Here is a 25,014-nt window from a genome sequence, read left to right as displayed (position 1 = left end):
CGGTGGGGCGCTGGCAAGTATCGCGTTAAAACAGGTGCACATTGTACACAACCCTTGGAACGCAACAGTAAAAAGTATACTTGCCCCCCTGCTGGCGCCCCCTGACTGTACGGCTGTTTGCAGGCGCGGCTGTATGGCAACGGCAAGCGCCGTTTACGTTTAGGCTTGGCCCCTGGACCTTTCAGCATTGCAGTGCCCTCCTTCGCGGCTCGCACCAGGAACAAGAGCGGTCCATCGCGTCTTTCAAGAACAAGGAACCCCATGATGTCCGATGCCAACCCCGCGCAACTGCGCCCCCTGGCCGACACTTCGCCTTCAGCCATAGTCGCCGGCTTCATCGCCATGATGACCGGCTACACCAGCTCCCTGGTGCTGATGTTCCAGGCCGGACAAGCCGCCGGCCTGAGCAACGGCCAGATCTCCTCGTGGATCTGGGCCCTTTCCATCGGCATGGCGGTATGCAGCATCGGCCTGTCCCTGCGCTACCGCACCCCCATCACCATCGCCTGGTCGACCCCGGGCGCCGCCCTGCTGATCACCAGCCTGGGGGGCGTGACCTACGGCGAAGCCATCGGCGCCTACATCACCTGCGCGGTGCTGGTCATCATCTGCGGCCTCACCGGCAGCTTCGAACGCCTGGTGAAAAAGATCCCGGCGTCCCTGGCGGCGGCCCTGCTGGCCGGGATCCTGTTCAAGATCGGCAGCGAGATCTTCGTTGCCGCCCAGCATCGCACCGCCCTGGTGCTGGGCATGTTCTTCACCTACCTGGTGGTCAAGCGCCTGTCACCGCGCTATGCGGTGCTGGCGGCCCTGCTGATCGGCACGGCGCTCTCTGGAATGATGGGGCTGCTGGATTTCAGCGGCTTCAAGCTGGAAGTGGCGACCCCGGTCTGGACCACTCCGCACTTCTCCCTGGCGGCCACCATCAGCATCGGCATCCCACTGTTCGTGGTGGCCATGACCTCGCAGAACATGCCCGGGGTCGCCGTGCTGCGGGCCGATGGCTACAACGTGCCAGCCTCGCCGCTGATCACCGCCACCGGCCTGGGTTCGTTGCTGATGGCGCCCTTCGGCTCCCACGGCATCAACCTTGCGGCCATCAGCGCAGCGATCTGCACCGGCCCCCATGCCCATGAAGACCACGCCAAGCGCTACACCGCAGCGGTCTGGTGCGGGATCTTCTACGGCATCGCCGGGACCTTCGGCGCCACCCTGGCCGCGCTGTTCGCCGCTCTGCCCAAGGAGCTGGTGTTGTCCATCGCCGCCCTGGCGCTGTTCGGCTCCATCATCAACGGCCTGACCATCGCCATGAGCGAAAGCAAGGAGCGCGAAGCGGCGCTGATCACCTTCATGGTGACCGCATCCGGGCTGACGCTGTTCTCGGTGGGCTCGGCATTCTGGGGCATCGTCGCCGGGGTGCTGACCCTGTTGATCCTCAACTGGCGCAACGCCTGAGACCCGGAACCGGCGTGGGCGCCAAATGACGCCCACGACAAAACCCGGGACAAGCCCGAGGCCGGAGCAACGATCGATAGGGAAAAAGGAAAGGTTGCCCTCGGGCAACAACGCACGGACGACCCGGCCGGGTCGTCCGTGCATGACATCACGCGGTCGGGTTGATCGCGTTGTCCGGGTACCACACGTCCAGCAGCGGGCTGACTTCAACGTTGGTCAGCTCGGTGCGTGCCTTGAGCCAGGCTTCAACGGTGGCACGTTGCTCTTCGCTGACGGAACCGCGCTTGCTCAGGCAAACCAGACCGAAGTCGTCACCGCCCACATAGCCCAGGCCGTTGGCTTCCATCGCTTCTTTGAGGAATGCGTCGAGGAAAGCGTCGATGGCTTCGTCGGACAGATCTTCTTTGAAATCCAGGTTCAGCTCAAAACCCAGCTCCTGGAATTCATCTACGCAGAGCTTTTTGCGCAGACGGCGGGAACGGTTAGTGGCCATGGAACAATCCTCATAAGTAATAACGGGCGGCACTTTACCAGTTTAGCCAGGCGATTGCCTGACTCTATGAGAACGCCGGTCGGTCATTGGCAAAAAAAATACCGCCACCGCAGGCCGTGGCACGGCACAAGCCGCTATACCTTGGGGCATAATGCCGACACTTTCATGACCACTGAGGGATTTTCATTTGTACCCCTCGCCTTTTTTCCCCTCGACTGCAGGGTTCCATTCCATATGATCAAATCGTTGCGTCCACTACTGCTCGCCAGTGTCGTCTTACCCCTGGCTTTCCAGGCTTACGCCGCCCCGATCAACACCACCCTGACTCCCAAGGTCCAGCAAGCCCTCAAGGCCGCCAAGGTCCCGGACAACGCCCTGTCCCTGGTGATGCTGCCTCTCGATGGCCCTGGCACCCCGACCATCTTCAACGCCGACGTATCGGTCAACCCGGCCTCCACCATGAAGCTGGTGACCACCTACGCGGCCCTGGAAATGCTCGGCCCGACCCACCAGTGGAAGACCGAGTTCTACACCGACGGCACCCTCAGCGGCGGCATCCTCAACGGCAACCTGTACCTCAAGGGCGGCGGCGACCCCAAGCTGAACATGGAGAAGCTCTGGCTGCTGATGCGCGACCTGCGGGCCAACGGCGTGCAGCAGATCACCGGCGACCTGGTGCTGGATCGCAACTATTTCGTCCAGCCGCAACTGCCGGAATTCGATGACGACGGCAAGGACGAGAACAAGCCATTCCTGGTCAAGCCCGATGCCCTGATGGTCAACCTCAAGGCCCTGCGCTTCGTCGCCCGCAACGACTCCGGCCGGGTGCTGGTATCGGTGGAACCGCCGATCGCCAAGATCCGCATCGACAACCAGGTCAAGGCCCTCAGCGGCAAGCAATGCACGGGCGATGTGCGCTACAACCCGGTGACCCAGGCCGATGGCAGCGTGATCGTTACCGTCGGCGGCCAGTTGGGCGATGGCTGCAGCTCGCAGACCTACCTGTCGCTGCTGGACCATGCCACCTACACCGCCGGTGCGGTACGGGCGATCTGGAGCGAACTGGGCGGCAGCATCCAGGGCAAGGATCGCCTGGCCGTGGTGCCCAAGGACGCCAAGGTCCTGGCCCGGGCCTTCTCCCCGGACCTGGCGGAGATCATCCGCGACATCAACAAGTACAGTAACAACACCATGGCCCAGCAGCTGTTCCTGAGCCTGGGGGCCAAGTACCGCAACGAAGCCGACGGCGACGACGCCAAGGCCGCGCAGCGAGTGGTGCGCCAGTGGCTGGCGAGAAAAGGCATCACCTCGCCGCACCTGGTGATGGAGAACGGTTCCGGCCTGTCCCGGGCCGAGCGGGTCAGCGCCCGGGAGATGGCCAGCCTGCTGCAAGCGGCCTGGAAAAGCCCCTACGCTGCCGAGTTCATCAGCTCGATGCCTATCGCCGGGATGGACGGGACCATGCGCAAGCGCCTGAAACGCACGGCCATGAGCGGCGAGGCGCACATCAAGACCGGCACCTTGAACACCGTTCGGGCCATCGCCGGCTACAGCCGCGATGACAATGGCAACACCTGGGCCGTGGTGGCGATCCTCAACGATCCGCAACCCTTCGGCGCTTCCTCGGTGCTGGACCAGGTCCTGCTGGACCTCTATCGCCAGCCCAAACTGGCCGGTAGCGCAGCAACGCGCTAGGCCCAGTTGCAGCGGCGGCGCATCCGCCGCCGCTGCCGTTCACGCCTGCTCCGGCTGTACCCGGTCGCGCCCGGCCTGCTTGGCGGCATAGACGCCGGAGTCGGCCCGCAGCAACAAGCCATCCGCTCCCTCGCCCACCCGCCAGCTGGCAATGCCGAAGCTGGCGGTGACCCTGCCCACCGGCTCGATCGGCGCACTGCGCAAACCCTGCCACAGCTCCTGGGCCAAAACCTGCGCCTGCTGGCCATTGGTGTCCGGGCACAGGAGCATGAATTCCTCGCCCCCCAGGCGGCAGAACACATCGGTGCGGCGCAAGCGCCGGCTGATGCGCTGGCACACGCCGCGCAGCACCTGGTCGCCCACGGCATGGCCGTAGCGGTCGTTGATCCGCTTGAAGTGGTCGATGTCCAGCATGATCACCGCCATCTCCCCGCCGCTGCGCTCCAGGCGCTGCATCTCATGTTGCAGCTGCTCCTGGAAATAGCGCCGGTTGTGGATGCCGGTCAGGGCGTCGGTGACCGACAGCGCGCGCAACTCTTCCTCGACCCGCTTGAGATCGGAAATATCCGAGATGTAGCCGTGCCATAGCACCCCGCCGCCAGGCAGGCTTTCCGGGCTGGCCGCGCCGCGCATCCAGCGCAGGCCTCGCTCCGGCAGGCAGACCCGGTATTCCTCGCGCCAAGGGCTCAGGTGCTGCGCCGACACCTGGATCGACTGGCTTATCCGTTCCAGGTCCTCGGGATGAATGCGTTCGAACACCGGCGCGGCATCCTCTTGCAGTAGCAGCGGATCGATCTCGTAGATCTCCCGCATGCCATCACTGGCATAGGTGAAGCTCATGTGCCCGTCGGCGTCGATCTTGAACTGGTAGATGCCGCCAGGAACATGGGCGCTGAGCCGCTTGAGCAAGCGGTCACGGGCGGCCAGGGCCTCGTGCACGCGCTTGCGCTCGGTGATGTCGATGCAGATCGCCAGGTGGCCGATCCACAAACCCTGGTCGTCGAGTACCGGGGTCGCCAGCATGTTCACCGGCAGGTGGCTGCCATCCCGGCGCACCAGGGTCCACTCCCGGGCTTCGTGGCCGCCCGCCATGCCCTCTTCCACCAGCATCGCCTGGGACATCGGGATCGGCTTGCCATAGCGCTGGCTGAGGCTCTGGGCCCAGCTCTCCAGCTCCTTGGGCAAATGCAGGCTCTCCAGGGTCAACAGCCCCACCACTTCGCTGCTGCTGTAGCCGAGCATCTGCTCGGCCCCGGCGTTGAAGGTGGTGATGATCCCGCGCAGGTCGGTGGCGATGATCGCCACCTGGGTCGCGGCGTTGAGCACGCTGCGCAGCTGGCTGTGGGTCCCGCGCAGTTCGTGCTCGCGACTACGCAGTTCGGCGGTGCGCTGCTCCACCAGGGTCAGGGCCCGCTGGCGCTGGCTGACCAGCACGTAGAGCAAGGCGCTGAGCAACAGGCTCAAGAGCCCGCCGAGGATCACCAGGCTGGCCAGGGAAAAATGGTTGGCATGCAGGAAGGCCGCTCCCGGCCGGATCTCCACCTGGTAATCGCGGTCCGCCAGGCGCAGCAGGCGGCTGGCATTCAGGTACCCGTTGATCGGCGGGTTGTTCGATTCATAGAGCACCTCGTGCCGGCCTTCGCTGGACAGGTCGAGGATGCGCACCGAGAGATTGTCGCTGGCCGGCACCGACAACCCTTCGGCCACCAACTGCCGCAGGCTGATCACCGCCAATACGTAGCCGTCAGGCCGCGACTGCTGTTGGCCGCCATGCACAGCACGCCGGACCGGGGCCGCCAGGACCACGCCACGGGCATAGGCCGGGTCGACCGCCACCAGGTGCACTGGCGCCGACACCGCCATGCCATCCAGCTCCCGCGCCCGCTCCAGGGTGGCCCGGCGCAGGGGCTGGGCCAGCAGGTCGTAGCCCAGGGGCGAACCCATGGGGCTCTGGGTCTGGCTGTACAACACCGGGGCATAGTCCTCGCGCTCGCCGGCCGGCTCCATCTGCCCGGCGCCATTGAGTTGCAGGATAGAGAACCCTGCCACGCCCTGGTCGCGCACCTCCTGCTCGAAGGCCGGGCGCCGGGCACGACTGATCAGCGGCGCCCAGGCATAGGCCTGGGTACGACGCAACAAGGGCTTGGCATAACCATCGAAATCCTGGCGACTCACCAGGTCGGAATTGACGAAGAAACGCCGCAGGCCATCCAGGCGTTGCTCCTGGTCCTGGAAGCGTTCCTCGATGCGGCTGTAGCGCTCGCTGGCCAGCAACTGGAAGCGCTGGCGCAACTGCTGCTTGTTGAGGTTGTAGGTGGACCAGGCCAGCAGGCCGGTCAGGATGCCGCCGGCCAGCAGCACCAACAGGGCCACCAGCCAGGCAGAAACTTCTTCACTGATGAAACCCAGGATTTTCGGGCGTACCACATGCAACGGCATAAGTAGAACTCATCACGCCAGCGAGTTTGGGTGTCATTCGGACTTGCTGTGAGTTATAGCCATTAGCCATTAATTTGACCAGTATCAAGCCATTCCGAAGCCTGGAAATTCAGGCCTCGGCGGCTTGTCCGGTCTTCAGCGGACGCTGATTTTCCAGGCGCGGTGGATCTTGCCGTTACGGGCGAAGTCCGGGTCGATGGTGCTCGCGGTGATCTCCTCGACCTGGTAGCGCGCAACGAGATTCTCATCCAGCTGGAACTTGCGGAAGTTGTTGGAGAAATACAGCACGCCGCCAGGAGCCAGGCGCGCCAGGGCCAGGTCGAGCAACTGCACGTGGTCGCGCTGTACGTCGAACACCCCTTCCATGCGCTTGGAGTTGGAGAAGGTCGGCGGGTCGATGAAGATCAGGTCGAACTCGTCGCGGCAGGTTTCCAGCCAGGCCATCACATCGCCCTGCTCCAGGCGGTTCTTGTCGGAGAAGCCATTGAGCGAGAAGTTGCGCCGCGCCCAGTCCAGGTAGGTTTTCGACAGGTCGACGCTGGTGGTGCTGCGCGCCCCGCCCTTGGCCGCATGCACGCTGGCGGTAGCGGTGTAGCAGAACAGGTTGAGGAAACGCTTGCCCGCCGCTTCCTTCTGGATGCGCATGCGCATCGGCCGGTGGTCCAGGAACAGCCCGGTATCCAGGTAGTCGGTGAGGTTCACCAGCAGCTTGACCCCGCCTTCGCGGACCTCGGTGAACTGCCCCTGGGCCCCCTGGCGCTCGTACTGGCGGGTGCCGCTCTGGCGCTCACGGCGCTTGATCAGCACACGGCTCTTGTCGACGTCGAGTGCCTGGGGGATCGCCGCCAGGGCATCGAACAGCCGCGCCTGGGCCTTCTCCGGATCCACCGACTTGGGCGCCGCGTATTCCTGCACATGCACCCAATCCTGGTACAGGTCGATGGCCAGGGAGTATTCGGGCATGTCGGCATCGTAGACCCGGTAGCACTCCACACCCTCGCGCTTGGCCCACTTGCCCAGTTGCTTGAGGTTCTTCTGCAGGCGGTTGGCGAACATCTGCCCACCTTCGCTCAAGCGCGCCTGCTCCACCACCGGGGCCGGGGCTGGAGCAGGCTTGATCGGGTTGCCGTTCTTGTTGTACTGGCGCTCGACCGGCTCAGGCGCGGCCTGGGCCTGCTCGCGTTCCAGCTGGCGTTGCTCGGGGGTCCGGCGCTCGCCAGTGACGAACTGGTCCGGCTGCACCTTGATCAACAGCAACTTGCAAGGCAGGGCACCGTTCCAGAACGAGTATTGCTTGTGGCTGCGGATGCCCATGCGCTTGCCCAGCTCCGGGGCGCCGGTGAAGACCGCCGCCTCCCAGTTCAGGCAGGCCTGGCGCAGGCGCTCGCCAAGATTCTGGTAGAGGTACAGCAGGCTTGCTTCGTCCCCCAGGCGCTCGCCGTAGGGCGGGTTGCTGATCACCAGGCCCTTCTGGTTCTGGTCCGGGCGCGGCTCGAAGGTCGCCACCTCGCCCTGGTAGATCTTGATCCAGTCGCTCAAGCCGGCACGCTCGACGTTGTTGCGGCCCGGCTGGATCAGGCGCGGATCGGCTTCGTAGCCACGGATCCACAGCGGCGGCCGGGCCAACCCGGCCTGGGCACGGGCCTGGGCCTCGTCGTGCAGCTTGCGCCACAGCGCCGGCACATGTCCCTGCCAGGCGGTGAAGCCCCAGCGCTCGCGCTTGAGGTTGGGGGCGATGTCGGCGGCGATCATCGCGGCCTCCACCAGGAAGGTCCCGACACCGCACATCGGGTCGGCCAGAGCCCCGCCTTCAGCCGCGATACGCGGCCAGCCGGCGCGGATCAGCACCGCCGCGGCGAGGTTTTCCTTGAGTGGCGCGGCGCCCTGCTGCAAGCGATAGCCACGCTGGTGCAGGCTGTGGCCGGAGAGGTCCAGGGAGAGGATGGCTTCGCCACGATCCAGGCGCAGATGGATGCGCAGGTCCGGGTTGAGCTTGTCCACCGAGGGACGCTCGCCGGTTGGGGTCCGCAGCTTGTCGACGATGGCATCCTTGACCTTCAAGGCGCCGAAATGGGTGTTGTCGATGCCCGAGCCATGCCCGCTGAACTCCACCGCCAGGGTACCGTCGGCCAGCATGTGGTCCTGCCAGTCGACATCCAGCACGCCCTGGTACAGGTCGTCGGCGTTCTTCATCGGGAAGCGCTTGAGGACCAGCAAGACCCGGTTGGCCAGGCGCGACCACAGGCACAGGCGATAAGCCGTCTCCATGTCGCCCATGCCGCGCACGGCGGAGGTGTGTTCGCGCGCTTGTTCAAGGCCAAGCCCGGTGGCTTCCTCGATCAGCAGGCCTTCTAGGCCTTTGGGACAGGTGAGGAAGAGTTCGTAACGATCCGACATGGAAATACCAGGGCCTTAGGCAAATAAGTGAACGGGCAACGCATCGCCCGCTCGGTTTTTAATCAAGCGCTTTTCTTCAAGAGCGCTCGTGTGGCACGCAACGTGCCGTCCCACCCCGGCGGGCAGGCTTTCTTGCAGGACAAAAGAGCTTAGAGGCCGGGGCAGATGAAAAGTCAGGGCAACAAAATGACATAAGTCTACCCTTCGTCGAATAGTAGTTGAGTGCAACCGTTCGACATTCTCACTAAAGCATTAACCTCATCATCTAGTAGAGGCCTGATCACAGCAGGCTTTGCTCCAAGGAGACCGTGCAAAAACCGCTCTGGCTTATGGCCTGGACAGCATTATGGTTACGTTCTTATGACAAAACGATCATTCACTTGCTGTGACCTATTGGTTAGAACTCAACACAGGTTGGCGCCGCAACGGCGTCGACATCAAGGCTCGCGACGCCGGCAGCGAGCACCAACGGCAGAACCGATCTGCCCGACCTCAACGAAGGTCGACGGGACATATACAGTCAACAAGTGAGGGAAACACCCTATGAGAAGACTAAAGCGTGATCCGTTGGAAAGAGCGTTTTTACGCGGATATCAGTATGGCGTTAATGGCAAGTCCCGTGAGCTTTGCCCATTTACTCTACCGTCGGTACGCCAAGCCTGGATCAACGGCTGGCGCGAAGGACGCGGCGACAACTGGGACGGTATGACAGGCACTGCGGGTATACACAGACTCAACGAACTTCGCGCTGTCGGCTGATCAGGGCACATTCCGACACCTAAAACTTGAATAGATGACGATTTAACCACGCGCGCCCCATCCGGGCGGCGGGCTTCGGCCCAGGGGCTCCTTCAAGGAGCCCTTTTTATTGCCGCCGCAAAAGTCCGCCGATGCCTCAGCCCATCGCCGCGATGGCATCCACCGATTCGCGAATCAGCGCCGGTCCTTTATAGATGAACCCCGAATACAGCTGCACCAGGCTCGCGCCGGCGGCGATTTTCTCGGCTGCATGCTTGCCTTCGGTGATGCCGCCCACCGCGATGATCGGCAGGCGACCGGCCAGCTCGGAAGCCAGGACCTTGACCGTATGGGTGCTCTTCTCCCGCACCGGCGCACCGGACAGGCCACCGGCCTCGTCGCAATGCTCCAGGCCTTCGACGCCTTCACGGCTGAGGGTGGTGTTGGTGGCGATCACCGCATCCATGCCCGCCTCCAGCAGGGCACGGGCCACTTCCACGGTTTCTTCATCGCTCATGTCCGGAGCGACCTTGATCGCCAGCGGCACACGCTTGCCATGGATCGCGGTCAATTCCTCCTGGCGCCGGCCCAGGGCGGCCAACAGCTGCTTGAGGGACTCGCCGAATTGCAGGCTGCGCAGGCCCGGAGTGTTGGGTGAGCTGACGTTGACCGTGATGTAGCTGGCCCGGGAATAGACCTTGTCCAGGCAGATCAGGTAGTCGTCCACCGCCCGCTCCACCGGGGTATCGAAGTTCTTGCCGATGTTGATCCCCAGCACGCCCCGGTACTTGGCGGCGGAGACCCGCGCCAGCAGGTTATCGACCCCCAGGTTGTTGAAACCCATGCGGTTGATGATGCCCTCGGCCTCCGGCAGGCGGAAGATCCGTGGCTTGGGGTTGCCTGGCTGCGGGCGCGGGGTGACGGTGCCGATCTCGACGAAACCGAAACCCAGCTGGGAGAAGCCATCGATGGCCGCGCCGTTCTTGTCCAGGCCGGCGGCCAGCCCCACCGGGTTGGCGAACTCCAGGCCCATGACCGTCACCGGCTTTGATGCCGGAGCCTTGCACAGCAAGCCGTTGAGGCCCAGACGCCCGCCCGCGCCGATCAGGTCCAGGGACAGATCGTGGGAGGTTTCCGGGGAGAGTTTGAACAGCAGCTGGCGGGCCAGGTTATACATGGGCGCGATGGACTCGGTGGACAGCGAAATGGGGCAGCGATTATAGCCGGGCCCGGGCCCCACAGGCGAGGCGCATCGGCAAATCCGACCAGCGCTGGCATATGCCTTGCACCTGCTGCTTCGCCATCCTCCCGGGCCAAGGCCAGGTCCTTCACGCAAGGTAGCCCCATGACTGAACACCTTCGCCCAGCGCTGGCCTGGGTCAACGGTAGCGATGCCCCGGAAAAGCCCGAACTGGACCTGGGCTTCATGGCCCTGACCGATTGCGCATCGCTGGTAGTCGCCGCCACCCAGGGGTTCGCCCAGCCCCACGGCCTGACCCTGAACCTCAAGCGCCAGAGCTCCTGGTCCAGCCTGCGGGACAAACTGGTAAGCGGCGAACTGGACGCCGCCCACAGCCTGTACGGCCTGGTCTACGCCGTGCACCTGGGCATCGGCGGTACCAGCCCCTGCCCCATGGCGGTACTCATGGGCCTGAACCAGAACGGCCAGAGCATCAACCTGTCGCCGGGGCTGCAAGCCCTCGAGGTGACCAGCCCTGAAGCACTGGAGCGCCATGTGCACCAAAGCCGGGCGCGCCTGACTTTCGCCCAGACCTTTCCCACCGGCACCCACGCCCTGTGGCTGTACTACTGGCTGGCCAGCCAGGGCATCCATCCGCTGCAGGACGTGGACAGCGTGGTGGTACCGCCGCCGCAGATGGTGGCCCACCTGCAGGCAGGGCGCATCGACGGCTTCTGCGTCGGCGAACCCTGGAGCGCCAGCGCGGTGCAGCAAGACCTGGGCTTCACCCTGGCCACCAGCCAGGCGATCTGGCCGGATCATCCGGAAAAGGTCCTGGGCTGCACCCGAACCTTCGCCGAGCACTACCCCAACACCGCCCGAGCCCTGGTGATGGCCGTCTTGGAGGCCAGCCGCTTCATCGAGCAAAGCCTGGAGAACCGTCGAGGCACCGCCCGGCTACTGAGCGCCAGCGACTACCTCGACGCGCCGCTTGCCTGCATCGAACCACGACTGCTGGGCGACTACGCCGACGGCCTCGGCCATCGCTGGCAGGATCCCCATGCCCTGCGCTTTCACCAGCATGGCGCGGTGAACCAGCCCTATCTATCAGACGGCATGTGGTTCATGACCCAGTTCCGCCGCTGGGGCCTGCTGCGCGAAGACCCGGACTACCTGGCCGTGGCACGCCAGGTACAGCAAGTGCAGCTCTACCGCGAAGCAGCGACAGCCCTGGGCATCGCCTGCGGCCCGCAGATGCGCAGCAGCCAGTTGATCGATGGCAAGGTCTGGGACGGCTCACAACCGGCCGCCTATGCCCGCAGCTTCCACCTGCACGCCCTGAACGACACCCCAGCCCTCTGCGCCCGGCACTGAGCGGAGCCTGCGAACATGCTGCGAATCTTGCTGATCAACGACACCGCGAAGAAAGTCGGGCGGCTCAAGGCGGCCCTCAGCGAGGCCGGCTTCGAAGTCATCGACGAATCCGGCCTGACCATCGACCTGCCCGGACGCGTCGAAGCGGTGCGTCCGGACGTGATCCTGATCGATACCGAGTCACCGGGGCGCGACGTCATGGAGCAAGTGGTGCTGGTCAGCCGCGACCAGCCCCGGCCCATCGTGATGTTCACCGACGAGCACGACCCGGGCGTGATGCGCCAGGCGATCAAATCCGGGGTCAGCGCCTACATAGTCGAAGGCATCCAGGTCCAGCGCCTGCAACCGATCCTCGATGTGGCCATGGCCCGCTTCGAGAGCGACCAGGCCCTGCGCGCCCAGTTGCAGGCCCGGGACCAGCAACTGGCGGAGCGCAAGCGCATCGAACTGGCCAAAGGGCTACTGATGAAGATGAAGGCCTGCGACGAGGAGCAGGCTTACACCCTGATGCGCCGCCAGGCCATGAGCCGGCAGCAGAAGCTGATCCAGGTGGCGGAGCAGATCATCGCCATGCAGGAACTGCTGGGCTGACCCCGCCCCTGGCGGCGATTGGCCCGGCTCTTGCTATCGGATAAGCATCGGTAACCAACGGCGGTTGCCCCACCCACGACAAAGACGTCGCGCATCCTGCTCGCCCACCGCGAGCCGGGTGCCGGCGTCTTTTCGTTCTGGCCCCACTGCACGGGGCTGGTGGTGCGGCCGGCGTGGCGCACCCCCTCAAAGCCCATGACCACTTTCACGATTGCTGTCAGCCGAGGTGCGCGATGAGTTCAAGCTTCTGGAAATCCGGCCATGCCCCGACCCTGTTCGCGGCCTTTCTCTATTTCGACCTGAGTTTCATGGTCTGGTACCTGCTGGGACCACTGGCGGTACAGATCGCCAGCGACCTGCAGCTGACCACCCAGCAGCGCGGCCTGATGGTGGCCACGCCGATCCTCGCCGGCGCGGTGCTGCGCTTCGCCATGGGCCTGCTGGCCGATCGCCTGTCCCCCAAGACCGCCGGCCTGATCGGCCAGGCGATCGTCATCGGCGCGTTGTTCGGCGCCTGGACGCTAGGGGTCCACAGCTACCAGCAGGCCCTGCTGCTGGGAGTGTTCCTGGGCATGGCCGGCGCATCGTTCGCGGTGGCCCTGCCCCTGGCCTCGCAGTGGTATCCGCCGCAGCACCAGGGCAAGGCCATGGGCATCGCCGGCGCGGGCAACTCCGGCACGGTGTTCGCCGCGCTGCTGGCCCCGGCGCTGGCCGCGGCCTATGGCTGGAGCAATGTGTTCGGCTTCGCCCTGATCCCGCTGCTGCTGACCCTGGTGCTGTTCGCCTGGCTCGCGCAAAACGCCCCCGAACGGCCCCGGGCCAAGTCCATGGCGGACTACCTCAAGGCCCTGGGCGACCGCGACAGCTGGTGGTTCATGTTCTTCTACAGCGTCACCTTCGGCGGCTTCATCGGCCTGGCCAGCGCCCTGCCCGGCTACTTCAACGACCAGTACGGGCTGAGCCCGGTGACGGCCGGCTACTACACCGCGGCCTGTGTCTTCGGCGGCAGCCTGATGCGCCCCCTGGGCGGGGCCCTGGCGGACCGCTTCGGCGGCATCCGCACCTTGCTGGCGATGTACAGCGTGGCGGCGGTCTGCATCGCCGCGGTGGGTTTCAACCTACCCAGCTCCTACGCCGCCCTGGCGCTGTTCGTCTGCACCATGCTCGGCCTGGGAGCGGGCAATGGCGCGGTGTTCCAGCTGGTGCCGCAGCGCTTTCGGCGGGAAATCGGCGTGATGACCGGGCTGATCGGCATGGCCGGCGGCATCGGCGGTTTCGCCCTGGCGGCCGGCATGGGGGCGATCAAGCAAGGCACCGGCAGCTACCAGCTGGCGCTGTGGTTGTTCGCCAGCCTGGGCTTGCTGGCCTGGTTCGGCCTGCATGGGGTCAAGCGTCGCTGGCGCACCACCTGGGGCTCGGCTGCCGTGACCGCGGCCCGGGTCTGACACTGCATGGCCCTGCAACTGAGCCACGCCCAGGCCAGCGCCACCGGCCCCCGGACCGAGAACCAGGATGCCCTGCGCCGAGTGACCCCGGAGCCGGTCCTGGCCGCGAGCAAGGGCCTGCTGTTCGCCATTGCCGACGGTGTCAGCCAGTGCGCCGATGGTGGCCTGGCAGCCCGTTCCAGCTTGCAGGCGCTGGCCCTGGACTACTATGCGACACCAGAAACCTGGGGCGTGGCCGAGTCCCTGGAGCGCCTGCTGAACGCACAGAATCGCTGGCTGCAGGCCAATGGTGGCGGCCAACCGCTGCTCACCACCCTCAGCGCCCTGGTGCTGCGCGGGCGGCGCTTCACCCTGGCCCACGTCGGCGACTGCCGGGTCTACCGCTGGCACCAGCAACGCTTGCAGCGCATCAGCGAAGATCATGTCTGGGAGCAGCCAGGCATGCAGCATGTGCTCAAGCGCGCCCTGGGGCTGGACCAGCACCTGGTGCTGGACTTCCTCGACGGGGAACTGCGCCAGGGCGAGAGCTTCCTGCTGCTCAGCGACGGGGTCTGGGCCACCCTGAGCGACACCGCCATCGCGGCGATCCTGCACGACCAACCAGACCCGGAGAGCGCCACCCGGACCCTGGTCAGCGCCGCCCACCTGGCCGGCAGCCAGGACAATGCCAGCGCCCTGCTGGTACGGGTCGATGCCCTGGGTGAACAGAGCATCGGCGATGCCCTGCTGCACCTGCAGCAATGGCCCCTGCCGCCGCCACTGAAGCCCGGCCAGATGTTCGAGGGCTGGCAGGTCGAGTCGCTGCTGGGCCAGAGCCGGCAGTCGCTGCTGTATCGGGTGCGCGACGAGCAAGATCAGGCCTGGCTGCTCAAGACCCTGCCCGGCGCCCTGCACGATGACCTGCCGGCCTGCCAGGCACTGCTGGCCGAAGAATGGCTGCTGCGTCGGGTCGCCGGCCGGCACTTTCCCCAAGTACATGGCGGCAGCTCGCGCCAGCACCTGTACTACCTGATGCGCGAATATCCGGGACGGACCCTGGCGCAGTTGTTCCAACAGCACGGCACCCTGCCCCTGGACCAGTGGCAGGCCCTGGCCGAACGCCTGCTGCGGGCGGTGGGCCTGCTGCATCGGCGGCAGATCGTGCACCGCGACCTCAAGCCGGAGAACCTGCTGCTGGGCGAGGATGGCGAACTGCGCATCCTGGATTTCGGCCTGGCCTACTGCCCCGGATTGACGGTGGACCCGCAACACCTGCTGCCCGGCACCCCGAGCTTCATCGCCCCGGAAGCCTTCGCTGGCGAACCTCCCGGCCCCGGGCAAGACCTGTACGCCGTGGGCGTGTGCTTGTACTTCCTGCTGACCGGGCACTATCCCCATGGCGAGGTCGAAGCCTTCCAGCGCCCGCGCTTCGGCCTGCCGACCAGCCCAGGACGCTACCGCCCGGACTTGCCGCAATGGCTGGAGGAGAGCCTGGAGCGCGGAGTCTGCGCCCAACCACAGCAGCGCTACGAAACTGCCGAGCAGTGGCTGCTGGCGCTGGAACAGGGTGAACGCCGCAGCCTGCACAGCCGGCCCCGGCCACTGCTGGAACGCGAGCCGCTGAAGGTCTGGCGCGGACTCGCCCTGGCCGCCGTGCTGCTCAACCTGGTGCTGCTGTGGCTGGTGCTGCGCGGCTGAGGCCTTGGTTGCGCATGACCCGGCGATGAAGGCCCTGCGGGCCTTGTCGCAGCCTCACAGGCTCGGCAGCGGCCACGTGGGAGTGGAAATGGCCGGTATCGAAACGGGGCAGGACGCGTCAATTCGGTGCAGAAACTGCCCCGGTAGCGCGAACAGCTGCCTGGGCAGCATGCAAATACGCGGTCTCGGTAACTTGGCACAGGCGCTGCATTGCTCCTGGCAACAGACATAAAGCCCGGCCTTCAACGACGAAGGCAGGCTTCCCGAGAGAACGGGATCGGACAAAGGCGTCCTCGTCAGGCCACTGACGGGACGCCTTTTTTGTTTGCGCGCATTTTGTCGAGCCAGGCCCAAGCCCTGCCTGCGCTCCCGGAGGAGCCCATGAAAAAACTCAAGCTGGTGATGATCGGCAATGGCATGGCCGGGGTCCGCACCCTGGAGGAACTGCTCAAGCTGAGCGAGGAGCTGTACGACATCACCGTCTTCGGTGCCGAGCCCCACGCCAACTACAACCGTATCTTGCTGTCGCCGGTGCTGGCCGGCGAACAGCAGTTCGAGGACATCATCCTCAACGACCTTGGCTGGTACCAGGAGCACGGCATCAAGCTGCTGCTCAACCGCAAGGTGGTGCAGATCGACCGTATCCGGCGCCGGGTGATCGCCGACGACGGCACCGAGGCCGAATACGATCGCCTGCTGATCGCCACCGGCTCCACGCCCTTCATCCTGCCGATTCCCGGCAACGATCTGCAGGGCGTGATCGGCTACCGGGACATCGCCGACACCCAGGTGATGATCGACACCGCCAGGACCCACCGCCATGCCGTGGTGATCGGTGGAGGCCTGCTGGGCCTGGAGGCCGCCAACGGCCTGAAGCTGCGCGGCATGGAAGTGACCGTGGTGCACCTGGGGGAATGGCTGCTCGAGCGCCAGCTGGACCAGACCAGCGCCCAGCTGCTGCAAGGCGCCCTGGAAAGCCGCGGATTGAAGTTCCGCCTGAGCGAGCAGACCCAGGCGCTGCTCGATGCCGGCAACGGTCGGGTCGGCTCGGTACGGCTCAAGAACGGCGACATCCTGCCCGCCGACCTCGTAGTCATGGCGGCCGGCATCCGGCCCAATACCGAACTGGCGGAACGTGCCGGCCTGCCATGCAATCGCGGGATCCTGGTCAACGACACCCTGCAGACCTACGACCCACGCATCTATGCCATCGGCGAATGCGCCAGCCATCGCGGCATCGCCTATGGTCTGGTGGCGCCGCTGTTCGAGCAGGCCAAGGTCTGCGCCAATCACCTGGCCCAGCTGGGTTTCGCCCGCTACCAGGGCTCGGTCACGTCGACCAAGCTCAAGGTCACCGGGATCGATTTGTTCTCCGCCGGCGACTTCATGGGCGGCGAAGGCACCGAGACCATCACCCTCGCCGACCCCATCGGCGGGGTGTACAAGAAGCTGGTGATCAAGGACGACGTGCTGGTGGGCGCCTGCTTGTATGGCGACACCGCCGACGGCGGCTGGTACTTCCGGCAGATCCGCGAGAACCATAACGTCGGCGAGATCCGCGACCACCTCATGTTCGGCGAGAACAGCGTGGGCGACGTTGGCCACCAGGGCCAGAACAGCGCGGCGAACATGCCCGACAGCGCCGAAGTCTGCGGCTGCAATGGCGTATGCAAAGGCACCATCGTCAAGGCCATCCAGGAGAACGGCCTGTTCAGCGTCGACGAGGTGAAAAAGCACACCAAGGCCGCCAGCTCCTGCGGCTCCTGCGCCGGGCTGGTGGAACAGATCCTGATCAGCACCGTGGGCGGCGCGGCGGACGTCAAGCCCAAGAGCGAGAAGGCCATCTGCGGCTGCAGCGACCTCACCCATGGCCAGGTGCGCCAGGCGATCCGCGAGCACCACCTGATCACCCTGGGCAACGCCATGCGTTTCATGGACTGGCGTACCCCGGACGGCTGCGCCACCTGCCGTCCGGCCCTGAACTACTACCTGATCTCCACCTGGCCGGGCGAGGCCAAGGACGACCCACAGTCGCGCCTGATCAACGAGCGGGCCCACGCCAACATCCAGAAGGACGGCACCTACTCGGTGGTGCCGAGGATGTGGGGCGGCGTGACCAACCCGTCCGAGCTGCGGCGCATCGCCGACGTGGCGGACAAGTACCAGGTGCCCATGGTCAAGGTCACCGGCGGCCAGCGCATCGACTTGCTGGGCATCCGCAAGGAAGACCTGCCGGGAGTGTGGAAGGACCTGGACATGCCGTCCGGCCATGCCTACGGCAAATCCATCCGCACTGTGAAGACCTGCGTTGGCAGCGAATTCTGCCGCTTCGGCACCCAGGACTCGACCCGGCTGGGTATCGACCTGGAGCACGACCTGTTCAACATGTGGGCGCCGCACAAGGTCAAGCTGGCCGTCTCCGGCTGCCCGCGCAACTGCTCGGAAGCCGGGATCAAGGACGTGGGCATCATCGGCGTCGACTCCGGCTGGGAGATGTATATCGGCGGCAACGGCGGGATCAAGACCGAGGTCGCGCAGTTCTTCGTCAAGCTCAAGACCGCCGACGAGGTGCGCGAGTACAACGGCGCCTTCCTCCAGCTGTACCGCGAGGAAGCCTTCTACCTGGAGCGCACCGTGCACTACCTGGAGCGGGTCGGCCTGGAACACGTGAAACGCGCCGTACTGGAAGACCCGCAGCGGCGCCAGGCGCTCAACGAACGCCTGCAGTTTTCCCTGTCCTTCGAGCAGGACCCCTGGCAGCAGCGGCTGGCCGAGCCGCTGCTGAAAAAAGAGTACGAGACCATCCCCGTCAAGCAACTGGAGGTGCCGGCATGAACTGGCTGGATATCTGCGCCCTGGAAGACATCAACATCCTGGGCTCGCGCATCATCAAGGGGCCCCGGGGCGATATCGCGATTTTCCGCACCAGCGACGACCAGGTGTTCGCCCTCGACGATCGCTGCCCGCACAAGGGTGGGCCGCTGTCCCAGGGCCTGATCCACGGCAAGCGGGTGGCCTGTCCGCTGCACAACTGGCAGATCGACCTGCAATCGGGTCAGGCCCAGGCGCCGGATGTCGGTTGCGCCCACCAGCACGCGGCCCGGGTCGCCAGCGGCCGGGTGCAACTGGCCCTGCGGGATGCCGGGTGATGGAGCGCCAGAGCACCGCCTCGACCTGTTGCTATTGCGGGGTCGGCTGCGGCGTGCTGATCGAGCACGATGGCCGGCAGATCCTCGGGGTCAGCGGCGATCCGGCGCACCCGGCGAACTTCGGCCGACTGTGCAGCAAGGGCGCCAGCCTGCACCTGACCGGCGACCCGGCGGCCCGCGCGCTGTACCCGCAGTTGCGCCTGGGCAAGGCCCTGGCTCGCAGCCGCTGCGATTGGGACAGTGCCCTGGACCACGCCGCCGAAGTCTTTGCCCGAACCATCGCCGAGCACGGCCCGGACAGCGTGGCGTTCTACCTTTCCGGACAACTGCTGACCGAGGACTACTACGCCTTCAACAAGCTGGCCCGGGCGTTGGTGGGCACCCATAACATCGACAGCAACTCGCGGCTGTGCATGTCTTCGGCGGTGGTGGGCTACAAGCGCAGCCTGGGAGCCGATGCACCACCGTGCAACTACGAGGACCTGGAGCAGAGCGATTGCGTGATGATCGTCGGCAGCAACATGGCCTATGCCCACCCGGTGCTGTTTCGCCGCCTGGAACAGGCCAAGAACCAACGCCCGACGATGAAGGTCATCGTCATCGACCCCAGGCGCACCGACACCTGCGACCTGGCCGACCTGCACCTGGCGATCCTGCCGGGCACCGATGTCGCGCTGTTCCACGGCATCCTGCATCTGCTGTTGTGGGAGGACTGGATCGACCGGGATTTCATCCAGGCCCATACCGAGGGCCTGGCCGAACTCAAGGCCCTGGTGCGCGACTACACCCCGGCCATGGTGGCGCAGCTGTGCGGCATCGGTATCGAGCAACTGCAGCAGTGCGCCCAATGGATCGGCACCGCGCCGAGCTTCCTGTCGCTGTGGTGCATGGGCCTGAACCAGTCCAGCGCCGGCAGCGCCAAGAACAGCGCGCTGATCAACCTGCACCTGGCCACCGGGCAGATTGGCCGGCCCGGCGCTGGGCCCTTCTCCCTCACCGGCCAGCCCAATGCCATGGGCGGTCGGGAAACCGGCAGCCTGAGCAACCTGCTGCCGGGCCACCGGGAAGCCGCCAATCCCGGAGACCGCGCCGAAGTCGCCAGCTACTGGGGCGTTGAGCGCCTGCCGGAGACACCCGGGCTGAGCGCTATCGAACTGTTCGAGCAATTGCACAGCGGACGGATCAAGGCGCTGTGGATCGCCTGCACCAACCCGGCCCAATCGCTGCCCGACCAGAATCGCGTACGCGCGGCTTTGCTCGAGTGTCCCTTCGTGGTCCTGCAAGAGGCCTTCGCCACCACGGAAACGGCGGCTTTCGCCGACCTCTTGCTGCCAGCGGCCAGCTGGGGGGAAAAAGAAGGCTCGGTGACCAACTCCGAGCGCCGGGTTTCCCATGTGCGCCAAGCGGTGCCGCCGCCTGGAGAAGCTCGTGCGGATTGGGCGATCACCCTGGATTTCGCCCGACGCCTGGAGCGCCGCCTGCGTCCCGGGCTGCCCAGCCTGTTCGCCTTCGGGAGTGCCAGCCAGCTGTTCGATGAATACAAGGGCCTGACCCGGGGGCGCGACCTGGATCTGTCCGGCCTCGGCTTCGAACTGCTCGACCGGCTTGGCCCGCAGCAGTGGCCATTTCCAGAGGGCGCCGACCACGGCACGGCACGCCTGTATGGCGACGGCGTGTTCCCCACGCCCACGGGGCGCGCACGCTTTATCAGCGATCCCTACGTAGCGGCCCGGGAGCAGCGCGAGGCGCGCTTTCCCCTGACCCTGATCACCGGCCGGCTGCGGGACCAATGGCACGGCATGAGCCGTACCGGCACCGCAGCGCAGGCGTTCGGCCATGTCGGCGAGGCGCTGCTGAGCCTGCATCCGGATGACCTGCGCCGCCAGCGCCTGCAAGACGGCGACCTGGTGAGCCTCAAGAGCCGACGCGGCAGCGTGATAGTGCCCGTGACCGGCGATGACAGCGTGCGCCCGGGCCAGGCGTTCTTGCCGATGCATTGGGGCGATCGCTTCCTCAAGGGCGGAATCAATGCCGTCACCCAACCGGCCTTCGACCCGCTATCCAAGCAACCGGAGCTCAAGCACAGCGGCGTGCGCCTGGAGCCGGTGCACTTGCCGTGGCAACTGTTCGCCCTGGTCGAAGGCGATGTACAGGCCCGCTTCCAGGCCCTGCGCCCGCTGTGCGAGTCCCTGGCCTATGTCAGCCTCGCCCTGACCGGCCGCGAGCGCCCGGCCTTGGTGATTCGCGCCGCCCACCTGCAGGCGCCGGAACCCCAGCTGCTTGCGGCCATCGACCAGCACCTGGGGCTGGATGCCGGCCCGGTGCTGGCCTATGACGATCCGCGCCGGGCCATCGGCAAGCGGGTGCGTATCGAGCAGCAGCGGATCACAGCCATCCGCCTGGCCGGGGAAACCCTCGCCCGGCATTGGTTGCAGCAGCTCTGGCTCGAAGGACGTGCCGACGAACAACTGCGCCGCTGGCTGTTGGCCCCCCTGAGCACGCCACCGCAAGCCTGCGGCCTGGGCGAGCCTGCGGACCGCACCTTGTGCAACTGCAAGAACGTCGGTTATCGCGCCGTGCAAGCCGGCATCGCCGCCGGCCTGGATCTGGGGCAACTGCGACAACAACTGGGTTGCGGCAGCCAATGCGGCTCCTGCGTGCCGGAGATCAAGCGTCTCCTGGCCACTGCGGCGCAACCTTTGGCCATCCCTGTGTGAGAGGAATTCCCATGAGTGCAAAAGTCTGGCTGGTCGGCGCGGGTCCTGGCGACCCGGAGCTGCTGACGCTCAAGGCGGTACGCGCCCTGGGCGAGGCCGATGTGGTACTGATCGATGACTTGGTCAACAGTGCCGTCTTGCAACACTGTCCCGGAGCGCGGGTGATCGCGGTGGGCAAGCGTGGCGGCTGTCGTTCCACGCCCCAGGCCTTCATCCATCGCCTGATGCTGCGTTATGCCCGCCAAGGCCATTGCGTGGTTCGCCTCAAGGGTGGCGATCCATGCATTTTCGGACGCGGTGGCGAAGAAGCCCAGTGGCTCCGGGAGCACGGCATCGAGGTGGAGTTGGTGAACGGCATCACCGCCGGCCTGGCCGGTGCCACCAGTTGCGATATTTCCCTGACCTTGCGTGGCGTGGCCCGCGGCGTGACGTTACTCACCGCCCATACCCAGGACGACAGCCCGTTGGACTGGCAGGCACTGGCCCAGGGCGGAACGACCCTGGTGATCTACATGGGAGTGGCGAAACTGACAGAGATCGGCGAACAGTTGCGCGCCGCTGGCATGCCGGATTGGACACCGGTGGCGATGATCGAGAACGCCTCGCTGCCAGAGCAGCGGGAATGTCGCAGCATGCTGGGGAATATGCAGCAGGATGCCCTGGATTTCAGGCTCAAGAGCCCGGCGATCCTGGTGATCGGCGCAGTAGCGGCAACTGGCGGTACCAGCGCCACCCGCCTGCTCCAGGCCTGAGGCCCAGGACAAAATCCGGGCAAAGAAAAACCCGGCCTAGGCCGGGTTTTTCCAAGCTGACAGGCTAATTACTTAGCTTGAGCTTCTACCGAGGCTTCTACGCGACGGTTAACAGCACGACCAGCTTCAGTTGCGTTGTCGGCAACTGGGCGGGACTCACCGTAACCAACGGACTGAACGCGCTCAGCGCCAACGCCGTACTGGTTAACCAGTACTTGCTTAACGGCGTTTGCACGACGCTCAGACAGCTTCTGGTTGTAAGCGTCAGGACCGACGGAGTCAGTGTGACCTTCAACAACGGTGGTGGTCTGTGGGTACTGCTTCATGAAGTCAGCCAGGTTCTTGATGTCAGCGTAGCTGTTAGGCTTGACGACCGACTTGTCGAAGTCGAACTTCACGTCCAGCTCAACACGTACGACTTCAGCAACTGGAGCTTCTGGAGCTGGCTCTGGAGCCGGAGCTGGAGCTACTGGAGCTGGAGCGACTTTACCGGCGTTGCCGCCGAAGTTCACACCCAGACCAACCAGGGCAGCGTAGTCCCACTTGCCGTTGTCCATGCCGTAGTCGGCTTCAACGCCAGCACGGGCGAACAGGTTGTCGGTGAAGTAGTACTTAACACCAGTACCGATGATGGCCTGGGTAGTCTTGTCGCGACCGCCGTGACCATCAGCTGCTACGTTGCTACGGCTCTGGTGACCGAAACCACCGGAAACGTATGGACGCAGGGAGTCCACGCCAGCTTGGCCGAAGTGGTAGGTGGCCAGCAGGCTGGTGGTGTCACCTTTGATCTTCTGGTTGCCAGTACCGTCGTTGGAACGGGTGTGGTTGGTCTTGTCGTAGTTCAGGTCCAACGACAGGTCGTCGGTCAAGAAGTAACCAATACGGGCGCCTGGGTTGAAGCCATCTTCGATGTGCTTAACGCTGTCGTTGTACTGTTTTTTGTAAAACAGTTCACCCTCGACCGCGCCTTGGCCTTGCGCCAGAACGCCGAACGAAGTCACGGCAACAATAGAACCAATGGCAATGCCCAAGGTGTTTTTCAGTTTCATCCGTTAAATCCCCATCTGGTGATTGTAAAGCAGTCCCACATACCGGGGGACAACTCGGCGGTAAGTCTATCAGAACTCACCTAGACGTAAGAGATATTTGCGCCGAACTAAGTTTCAGCAATGCCTGCAAATTTCTCACGCAATTTATCAAGAGCACGTTTGTAACGCATTTTTGTAGCACTCAAACCCATATGCATGATGTCTGCGATCTCCTGAAACTCCAGTTCTGCGACAAAACGCAGCACCAGGATTTCCCGATCGATCGGGTTCACATGCACCAACCAGCGGTCAAGTCCGCCCTTCTCCTCAGGTTTCGGCGCCTTCTCTTCAGACGCCTCCTCGAGGGGATCAAGGCTCAAAGCATCCATCAACCGCCGCTTGCGTCGCTCCTTGCGATACTGCGTGATGCATTCATTGTACGTGATGCTGTATAGCCAGGTTTTGAACTTCGATTTGCCCTCAAAGTTCTTAAGGCCATACAGCACCTTCAACATCACTTCCTGACAGACATCATCGGCATCCCGATCGTTCCCCAGATAACGCGCACAAACATTAAATAGGGTTCGCTGATAGCGTCGCATCAACTCTTCATAGGCGCGTGTTACGTGAAACAGCTCCGTATGTGAGCGCGCAACCAACTCCTCATCAGAGAGCTCGCGGGGGTCATAGCGCGTGGATAGCGTTTGGGTGTTATTCAAAACGAGTCGTGCCGACAGTCAGGTCAGTGTCCACCGCAGCCCGGCGAGGGGCATTTTGCGGCGGCATACATTAGCAGGGTGCCGGGTTAGCGGCTACTTACATGCTGCTCCAGCAGGATCCGATTGGAGAGAGAGACTAGCTCACCCTCATCGGTCAGCAATGTAGTTTTGACCGTGCCAATCTCCTCGATCTGGCCTTCAACCTCGCCAACACGCACTTGTTGACCCACCTGGTACAACTCACGCACATAGATTCCCGCAAGAATCTGACCGGCAATTTCCCGGCTTCCCAACCCCATCGCCAGCGCAACTGCCAGACCAACGGTAATCAAAACGATCACGATCACATGGTTGAGCAGGTCGGTCTTGACCTCCAGCTGACTGATCGCCACGGAAATACTGATGATGATCACCAATCCCTGAGCGATCCGCCCCACGCCGCTGGCATACTCCAACCCCACGCCTTCCGCCGCGCCCCGCACCAGCCCATTGGCCAGCTGCGCCAGCAGAACCCCCACCAACAGCACCAGCGCAGCGCCGAAAACCTTCGGCAAATACAACGCAAGCATGTCGAGCGTAGCCGAAACTCGCTCAAGGCCAAGGGATTCAGCAGCAGAAACCAGAAAAATAAGCAGCACGAACCAGTAGACGATCTTGCCGATCAGGGTCGAAATGGGAACTTGCAAGCCCGCACGGGACAGCAATTTGGTCAAGCCGGTACCACCCATGAGCCGATCCAGCCCCAGCTTGGCCAGCAATTTGGACAGCAGGGTGTCGAGCAGCTTCGCAACCACGAAGCCCAACAACAGCACCACCAATGCGCCGAACAGGTTCGGAATGAAGTTCGCCACCTTGGTCCACAAGGCGGTCATCGCTGTGACGAGGCTCTGCGTCCAGAGATCAAGTTCCATATTCAATCAGCCTTATCAGCAGTGCGAGCAGTAGATTTAAGACGAGAAACCGGCGCTATATGGGCCGATCCGTTATTCAGGGCGATCATCAAGGCCGGCAACCAGCGACCCAGCAGGCTGAACAGGTCCCCTGCCCCCACTTGGCGGTTGGCGGTTTTCAATACGCGGCCCAGGCAAGCGTCGTCATCGCGACTGGATGGCGAGGCCTTGAGCATGTCACGCAGCGACTCTTCAAACGGATCGTGCATAAGCAC

19 protein-coding genes are annotated in these 25,014 nt (G+C 64.5%); 11 read left to right on the top strand and 8 right to left on the bottom strand.

Annotated elements, in window-relative coordinates; translation table 11 throughout:
• Nucleotides 1-264 precede the first annotated feature (264 nt).
• The gene (locus tag GDH07_RS07940) at nucleotides 265-1,455 is read left to right on the top strand and encodes a benzoate/H(+) symporter BenE family transporter (protein WP_053135919.1); all 1,191 of its coding nucleotides are present in this window, start codon (nucleotides 265-267) and stop codon (nucleotides 1,453-1,455) included.
• A 148-nt stretch (nucleotides 1,456-1,603) separates the two neighbouring features.
• Here GDH07_RS07940 and GDH07_RS07935 read toward each other — a convergent pair whose 3' ends face one another.
• On the bottom strand, nucleotides 1,604-1,948 hold the full coding sequence (locus GDH07_RS07935; protein ID WP_022643287.1) for a YggL family protein: 345 nt from the start codon (nucleotides 1,946-1,948) through the stop codon (nucleotides 1,604-1,606).
• A gap of 234 nt (nucleotides 1,949-2,182) precedes the next feature.
• On the opposite strand from GDH07_RS07935, the gene dacB reads away from it, so the two are divergent.
• Entirely contained in the window at nucleotides 2,183-3,643 is a 1,461-nt protein-coding gene (dacB, locus tag GDH07_RS07930) for a D-alanyl-D-alanine carboxypeptidase/D-alanyl-D-alanine endopeptidase (RefSeq protein WP_152897087.1), read from the top strand.
• Between the two features lie 39 nt (nucleotides 3,644-3,682).
• On the opposite strand, the gene GDH07_RS07925 is transcribed toward dacB, so the two are convergent.
• On the bottom strand, nucleotides 3,683-6,082 hold the full coding sequence (locus GDH07_RS07925) for a sensor domain-containing diguanylate cyclase (protein ID WP_085597142.1): 2,400 nt from the start codon (nucleotides 6,080-6,082) through the stop codon (nucleotides 3,683-3,685).
• Between the two features lie 135 nt (nucleotides 6,083-6,217).
• Nucleotides 6,218-8,479 (bottom strand): bifunctional 23S rRNA (guanine(2069)-N(7))-methyltransferase RlmK/23S rRNA (guanine(2445)-N(2))-methyltransferase RlmL, encoded by a 2,262-nt coding sequence (gene rlmKL / locus GDH07_RS07920; protein ID WP_022643285.1) that lies wholly within the window; start codon nucleotides 8,477-8,479, stop codon nucleotides 6,218-6,220.
• A gap of 543 nt (nucleotides 8,480-9,022) precedes the next feature.
• Between rlmKL and rmf the strand changes: the two genes are divergently transcribed.
• Nucleotides 9,023-9,238: a ribosome modulation factor gene (gene rmf / locus GDH07_RS07915; RefSeq protein ID WP_016965693.1), complete on the top strand. Its 216-nt coding sequence runs from the start codon at nucleotides 9,023-9,025 to the stop codon at nucleotides 9,236-9,238.
• 136 nt (nucleotides 9,239-9,374) lie between these two features.
• Here the strand turns inward: rmf and GDH07_RS07910 are convergent, their stop codons facing one another.
• Nucleotides 9,375-10,394: a quinone-dependent dihydroorotate dehydrogenase gene (locus GDH07_RS07910; RefSeq protein WP_152897086.1), complete on the bottom strand. Its 1,020-nt coding sequence runs from the start codon at nucleotides 10,392-10,394 to the stop codon at nucleotides 9,375-9,377.
• A gap of 168 nt (nucleotides 10,395-10,562) precedes the next feature.
• Here GDH07_RS07910 and GDH07_RS07905 point away from each other — a divergent pair, with 168 nt between their 5' ends.
• The 8 genes from GDH07_RS07905 (at nucleotide 10,563) to cobA (ending at nucleotide 22,102) form a co-directional block, all read left to right on the top strand.
• On the top strand, nucleotides 10,563-11,771 hold the full coding sequence (locus GDH07_RS07905) for a CmpA/NrtA family ABC transporter substrate-binding protein (RefSeq protein WP_152897085.1): 1,209 nt from the start codon (nucleotides 10,563-10,565) through the stop codon (nucleotides 11,769-11,771).
• A 15-nt stretch (nucleotides 11,772-11,786) separates the two neighbouring features.
• Nucleotides 11,787-12,362, top strand: a complete 576-nt coding sequence (locus GDH07_RS07900; RefSeq protein WP_022643282.1) for an ANTAR domain-containing response regulator — start codon at nucleotides 11,787-11,789, stop codon at nucleotides 12,360-12,362.
• Between the two features lie 233 nt (nucleotides 12,363-12,595).
• Nucleotides 12,596-13,807, top strand: a complete 1,212-nt coding sequence (locus GDH07_RS07890) for a nitrate/nitrite transporter (RefSeq protein ID WP_152897084.1) — start codon at nucleotides 12,596-12,598, stop codon at nucleotides 13,805-13,807.
• Nucleotides 13,808-13,813: 6 nt separating this feature from the next.
• Nucleotides 13,814-15,484, top strand: a complete 1,671-nt coding sequence (locus tag GDH07_RS07885) for a bifunctional protein-serine/threonine kinase/phosphatase (protein ID WP_152897083.1) — start codon at nucleotides 13,814-13,816, stop codon at nucleotides 15,482-15,484.
• Between the two features lie 381 nt (nucleotides 15,485-15,865).
• Nucleotides 15,866-18,319 (top strand): nitrite reductase large subunit NirB, encoded by a 2,454-nt coding sequence (nirB, locus tag GDH07_RS07880; protein WP_152897082.1) that lies wholly within the window; start codon nucleotides 15,866-15,868, stop codon nucleotides 18,317-18,319.
• On the top strand, nucleotides 18,316-18,633 hold the full coding sequence (gene nirD, locus GDH07_RS07875) for a nitrite reductase small subunit NirD (protein WP_053135907.1): 318 nt from the start codon (nucleotides 18,316-18,318) through the stop codon (nucleotides 18,631-18,633). Before nirB ends, nirD begins: the two co-directional genes overlap by 4 nt.
• A complete protein-coding gene (locus GDH07_RS07870) occupies nucleotides 18,633-21,350 on the top strand; it encodes a nitrate reductase (protein ID WP_152897081.1) in 2,718 nt (905 codons plus the stop codon). The genes nirD and GDH07_RS07870 overlap by 1 nt, the downstream gene beginning before the upstream one ends.
• Before the next feature lie 11 nt (nucleotides 21,351-21,361).
• Nucleotides 21,362-22,102, top strand: a complete 741-nt coding sequence (cobA, locus tag GDH07_RS07865) for a uroporphyrinogen-III C-methyltransferase (protein ID WP_152897080.1) — start codon at nucleotides 21,362-21,364, stop codon at nucleotides 22,100-22,102.
• Between the two features lie 68 nt (nucleotides 22,103-22,170).
• Here the strand turns inward: cobA and GDH07_RS07860 are convergent, their stop codons facing one another.
• The 4 genes from GDH07_RS07860 to GDH07_RS07845 form a co-directional block, all read right to left on the bottom strand.
• Nucleotides 22,171-23,151, bottom strand: coding sequence for an OmpA family protein (locus tag GDH07_RS07860; RefSeq protein ID WP_152897079.1), 981 nt, complete (start codon nucleotides 23,149-23,151; stop codon nucleotides 22,171-22,173).
• Nucleotides 23,152-23,258: 107 nt separating this feature from the next.
• Nucleotides 23,259-23,849 (bottom strand): RNA polymerase sigma factor SigX, encoded by a 591-nt coding sequence (gene sigX, locus GDH07_RS07855; protein WP_031321291.1) that lies wholly within the window; start codon nucleotides 23,847-23,849, stop codon nucleotides 23,259-23,261.
• 86 nt (nucleotides 23,850-23,935) lie between these two features.
• Nucleotides 23,936-24,760, bottom strand: coding sequence for a mechanosensitive ion channel family protein (locus tag GDH07_RS07850; protein WP_022643246.1), 825 nt, complete (start codon nucleotides 24,758-24,760; stop codon nucleotides 23,936-23,938).
• Between the two features lie 2 nt (nucleotides 24,761-24,762).
• Complete coding sequence (locus GDH07_RS07845; RefSeq protein WP_022643245.1) at nucleotides 24,763-25,008, bottom strand: hypothetical protein; 246 nt, start codon at nucleotides 25,006-25,008, stop codon at nucleotides 24,763-24,765.
• Between the last annotated feature and the right edge of the window lie 6 nt (nucleotides 25,009-25,014).

The sequence above is a fragment of the Pseudomonas piscis genome, assembly GCF_009380155.1.
Classification (GTDB): domain Bacteria; phylum Pseudomonadota; class Gammaproteobacteria; order Pseudomonadales; family Pseudomonadaceae; genus Aquipseudomonas; species Aquipseudomonas piscis.
Note: the sequence above shows the minus strand (reverse complement) of the source record. Positions and strands in the feature narration are given on the sequence as shown.

Bases quoted from the DNA above. Each gene is read 5' to 3' on its own strand.
- GDH07_RS07940 (WP_053135919.1), top strand. From the start codon at position 265: ATGTCCGATGCCAACCCCGCGCAACTGCGCCCCCTGGCCGACACTTCG.
- GDH07_RS07935 (WP_022643287.1), bottom strand. From the start codon at position 1,948: ATGGCCACTAACCGTTCCCGCCGTCTGCGCAAAAAGCTCTGCGTAGAT.
- dacB (WP_152897087.1), top strand. From the start codon at position 2,183: ATGATCAAATCGTTGCGTCCACTACTGCTCGCCAGTGTCGTCTTACCC.
- GDH07_RS07925 (WP_085597142.1), bottom strand. From the start codon at position 6,082: ATGCCGTTGCATGTGGTACGCCCGAAAATCCTGGGTTTCATCAGTGAA.
- rlmKL (WP_022643285.1), bottom strand. From the start codon at position 8,479: ATGTCGGATCGTTACGAACTCTTCCTCACCTGTCCCAAAGGCCTAGAA.
- rmf (WP_016965693.1), top strand. From the start codon at position 9,023: ATGAGAAGACTAAAGCGTGATCCGTTGGAAAGAGCGTTTTTACGCGGA.
- GDH07_RS07910 (WP_152897086.1), bottom strand. From the start codon at position 10,394: ATGTATAACCTGGCCCGCCAGCTGCTGTTCAAACTCTCCCCGGAAACC.
- GDH07_RS07905 (WP_152897085.1), top strand. From the start codon at position 10,563: ATGACTGAACACCTTCGCCCAGCGCTGGCCTGGGTCAACGGTAGCGAT.
- GDH07_RS07900 (WP_022643282.1), top strand. From the start codon at position 11,787: ATGCTGCGAATCTTGCTGATCAACGACACCGCGAAGAAAGTCGGGCGG.
- GDH07_RS07890 (WP_152897084.1), top strand. From the start codon at position 12,596: ATGAGTTCAAGCTTCTGGAAATCCGGCCATGCCCCGACCCTGTTCGCG.
- GDH07_RS07885 (WP_152897083.1), top strand. From the start codon at position 13,814: ATGGCCCTGCAACTGAGCCACGCCCAGGCCAGCGCCACCGGCCCCCGG.
- nirB (WP_152897082.1), top strand. From the start codon at position 15,866: ATGAAAAAACTCAAGCTGGTGATGATCGGCAATGGCATGGCCGGGGTC.
- nirD (WP_053135907.1), top strand. From the start codon at position 18,316: ATGAACTGGCTGGATATCTGCGCCCTGGAAGACATCAACATCCTGGGC.
- GDH07_RS07870 (WP_152897081.1), top strand. From the start codon at position 18,633: ATGGAGCGCCAGAGCACCGCCTCGACCTGTTGCTATTGCGGGGTCGGC.
- cobA (WP_152897080.1), top strand. From the start codon at position 21,362: ATGAGTGCAAAAGTCTGGCTGGTCGGCGCGGGTCCTGGCGACCCGGAG.
- GDH07_RS07860 (WP_152897079.1), bottom strand. From the start codon at position 23,151: ATGAAACTGAAAAACACCTTGGGCATTGCCATTGGTTCTATTGTTGCC.
- GDH07_RS07850 (WP_022643246.1), bottom strand. From the start codon at position 24,760: ATGGAACTTGATCTCTGGACGCAGAGCCTCGTCACAGCGATGACCGCC.
- GDH07_RS07845 (WP_022643245.1), bottom strand. From the start codon at position 25,008: ATGCACGATCCGTTTGAAGAGTCGCTGCGTGACATGCTCAAGGCCTCG.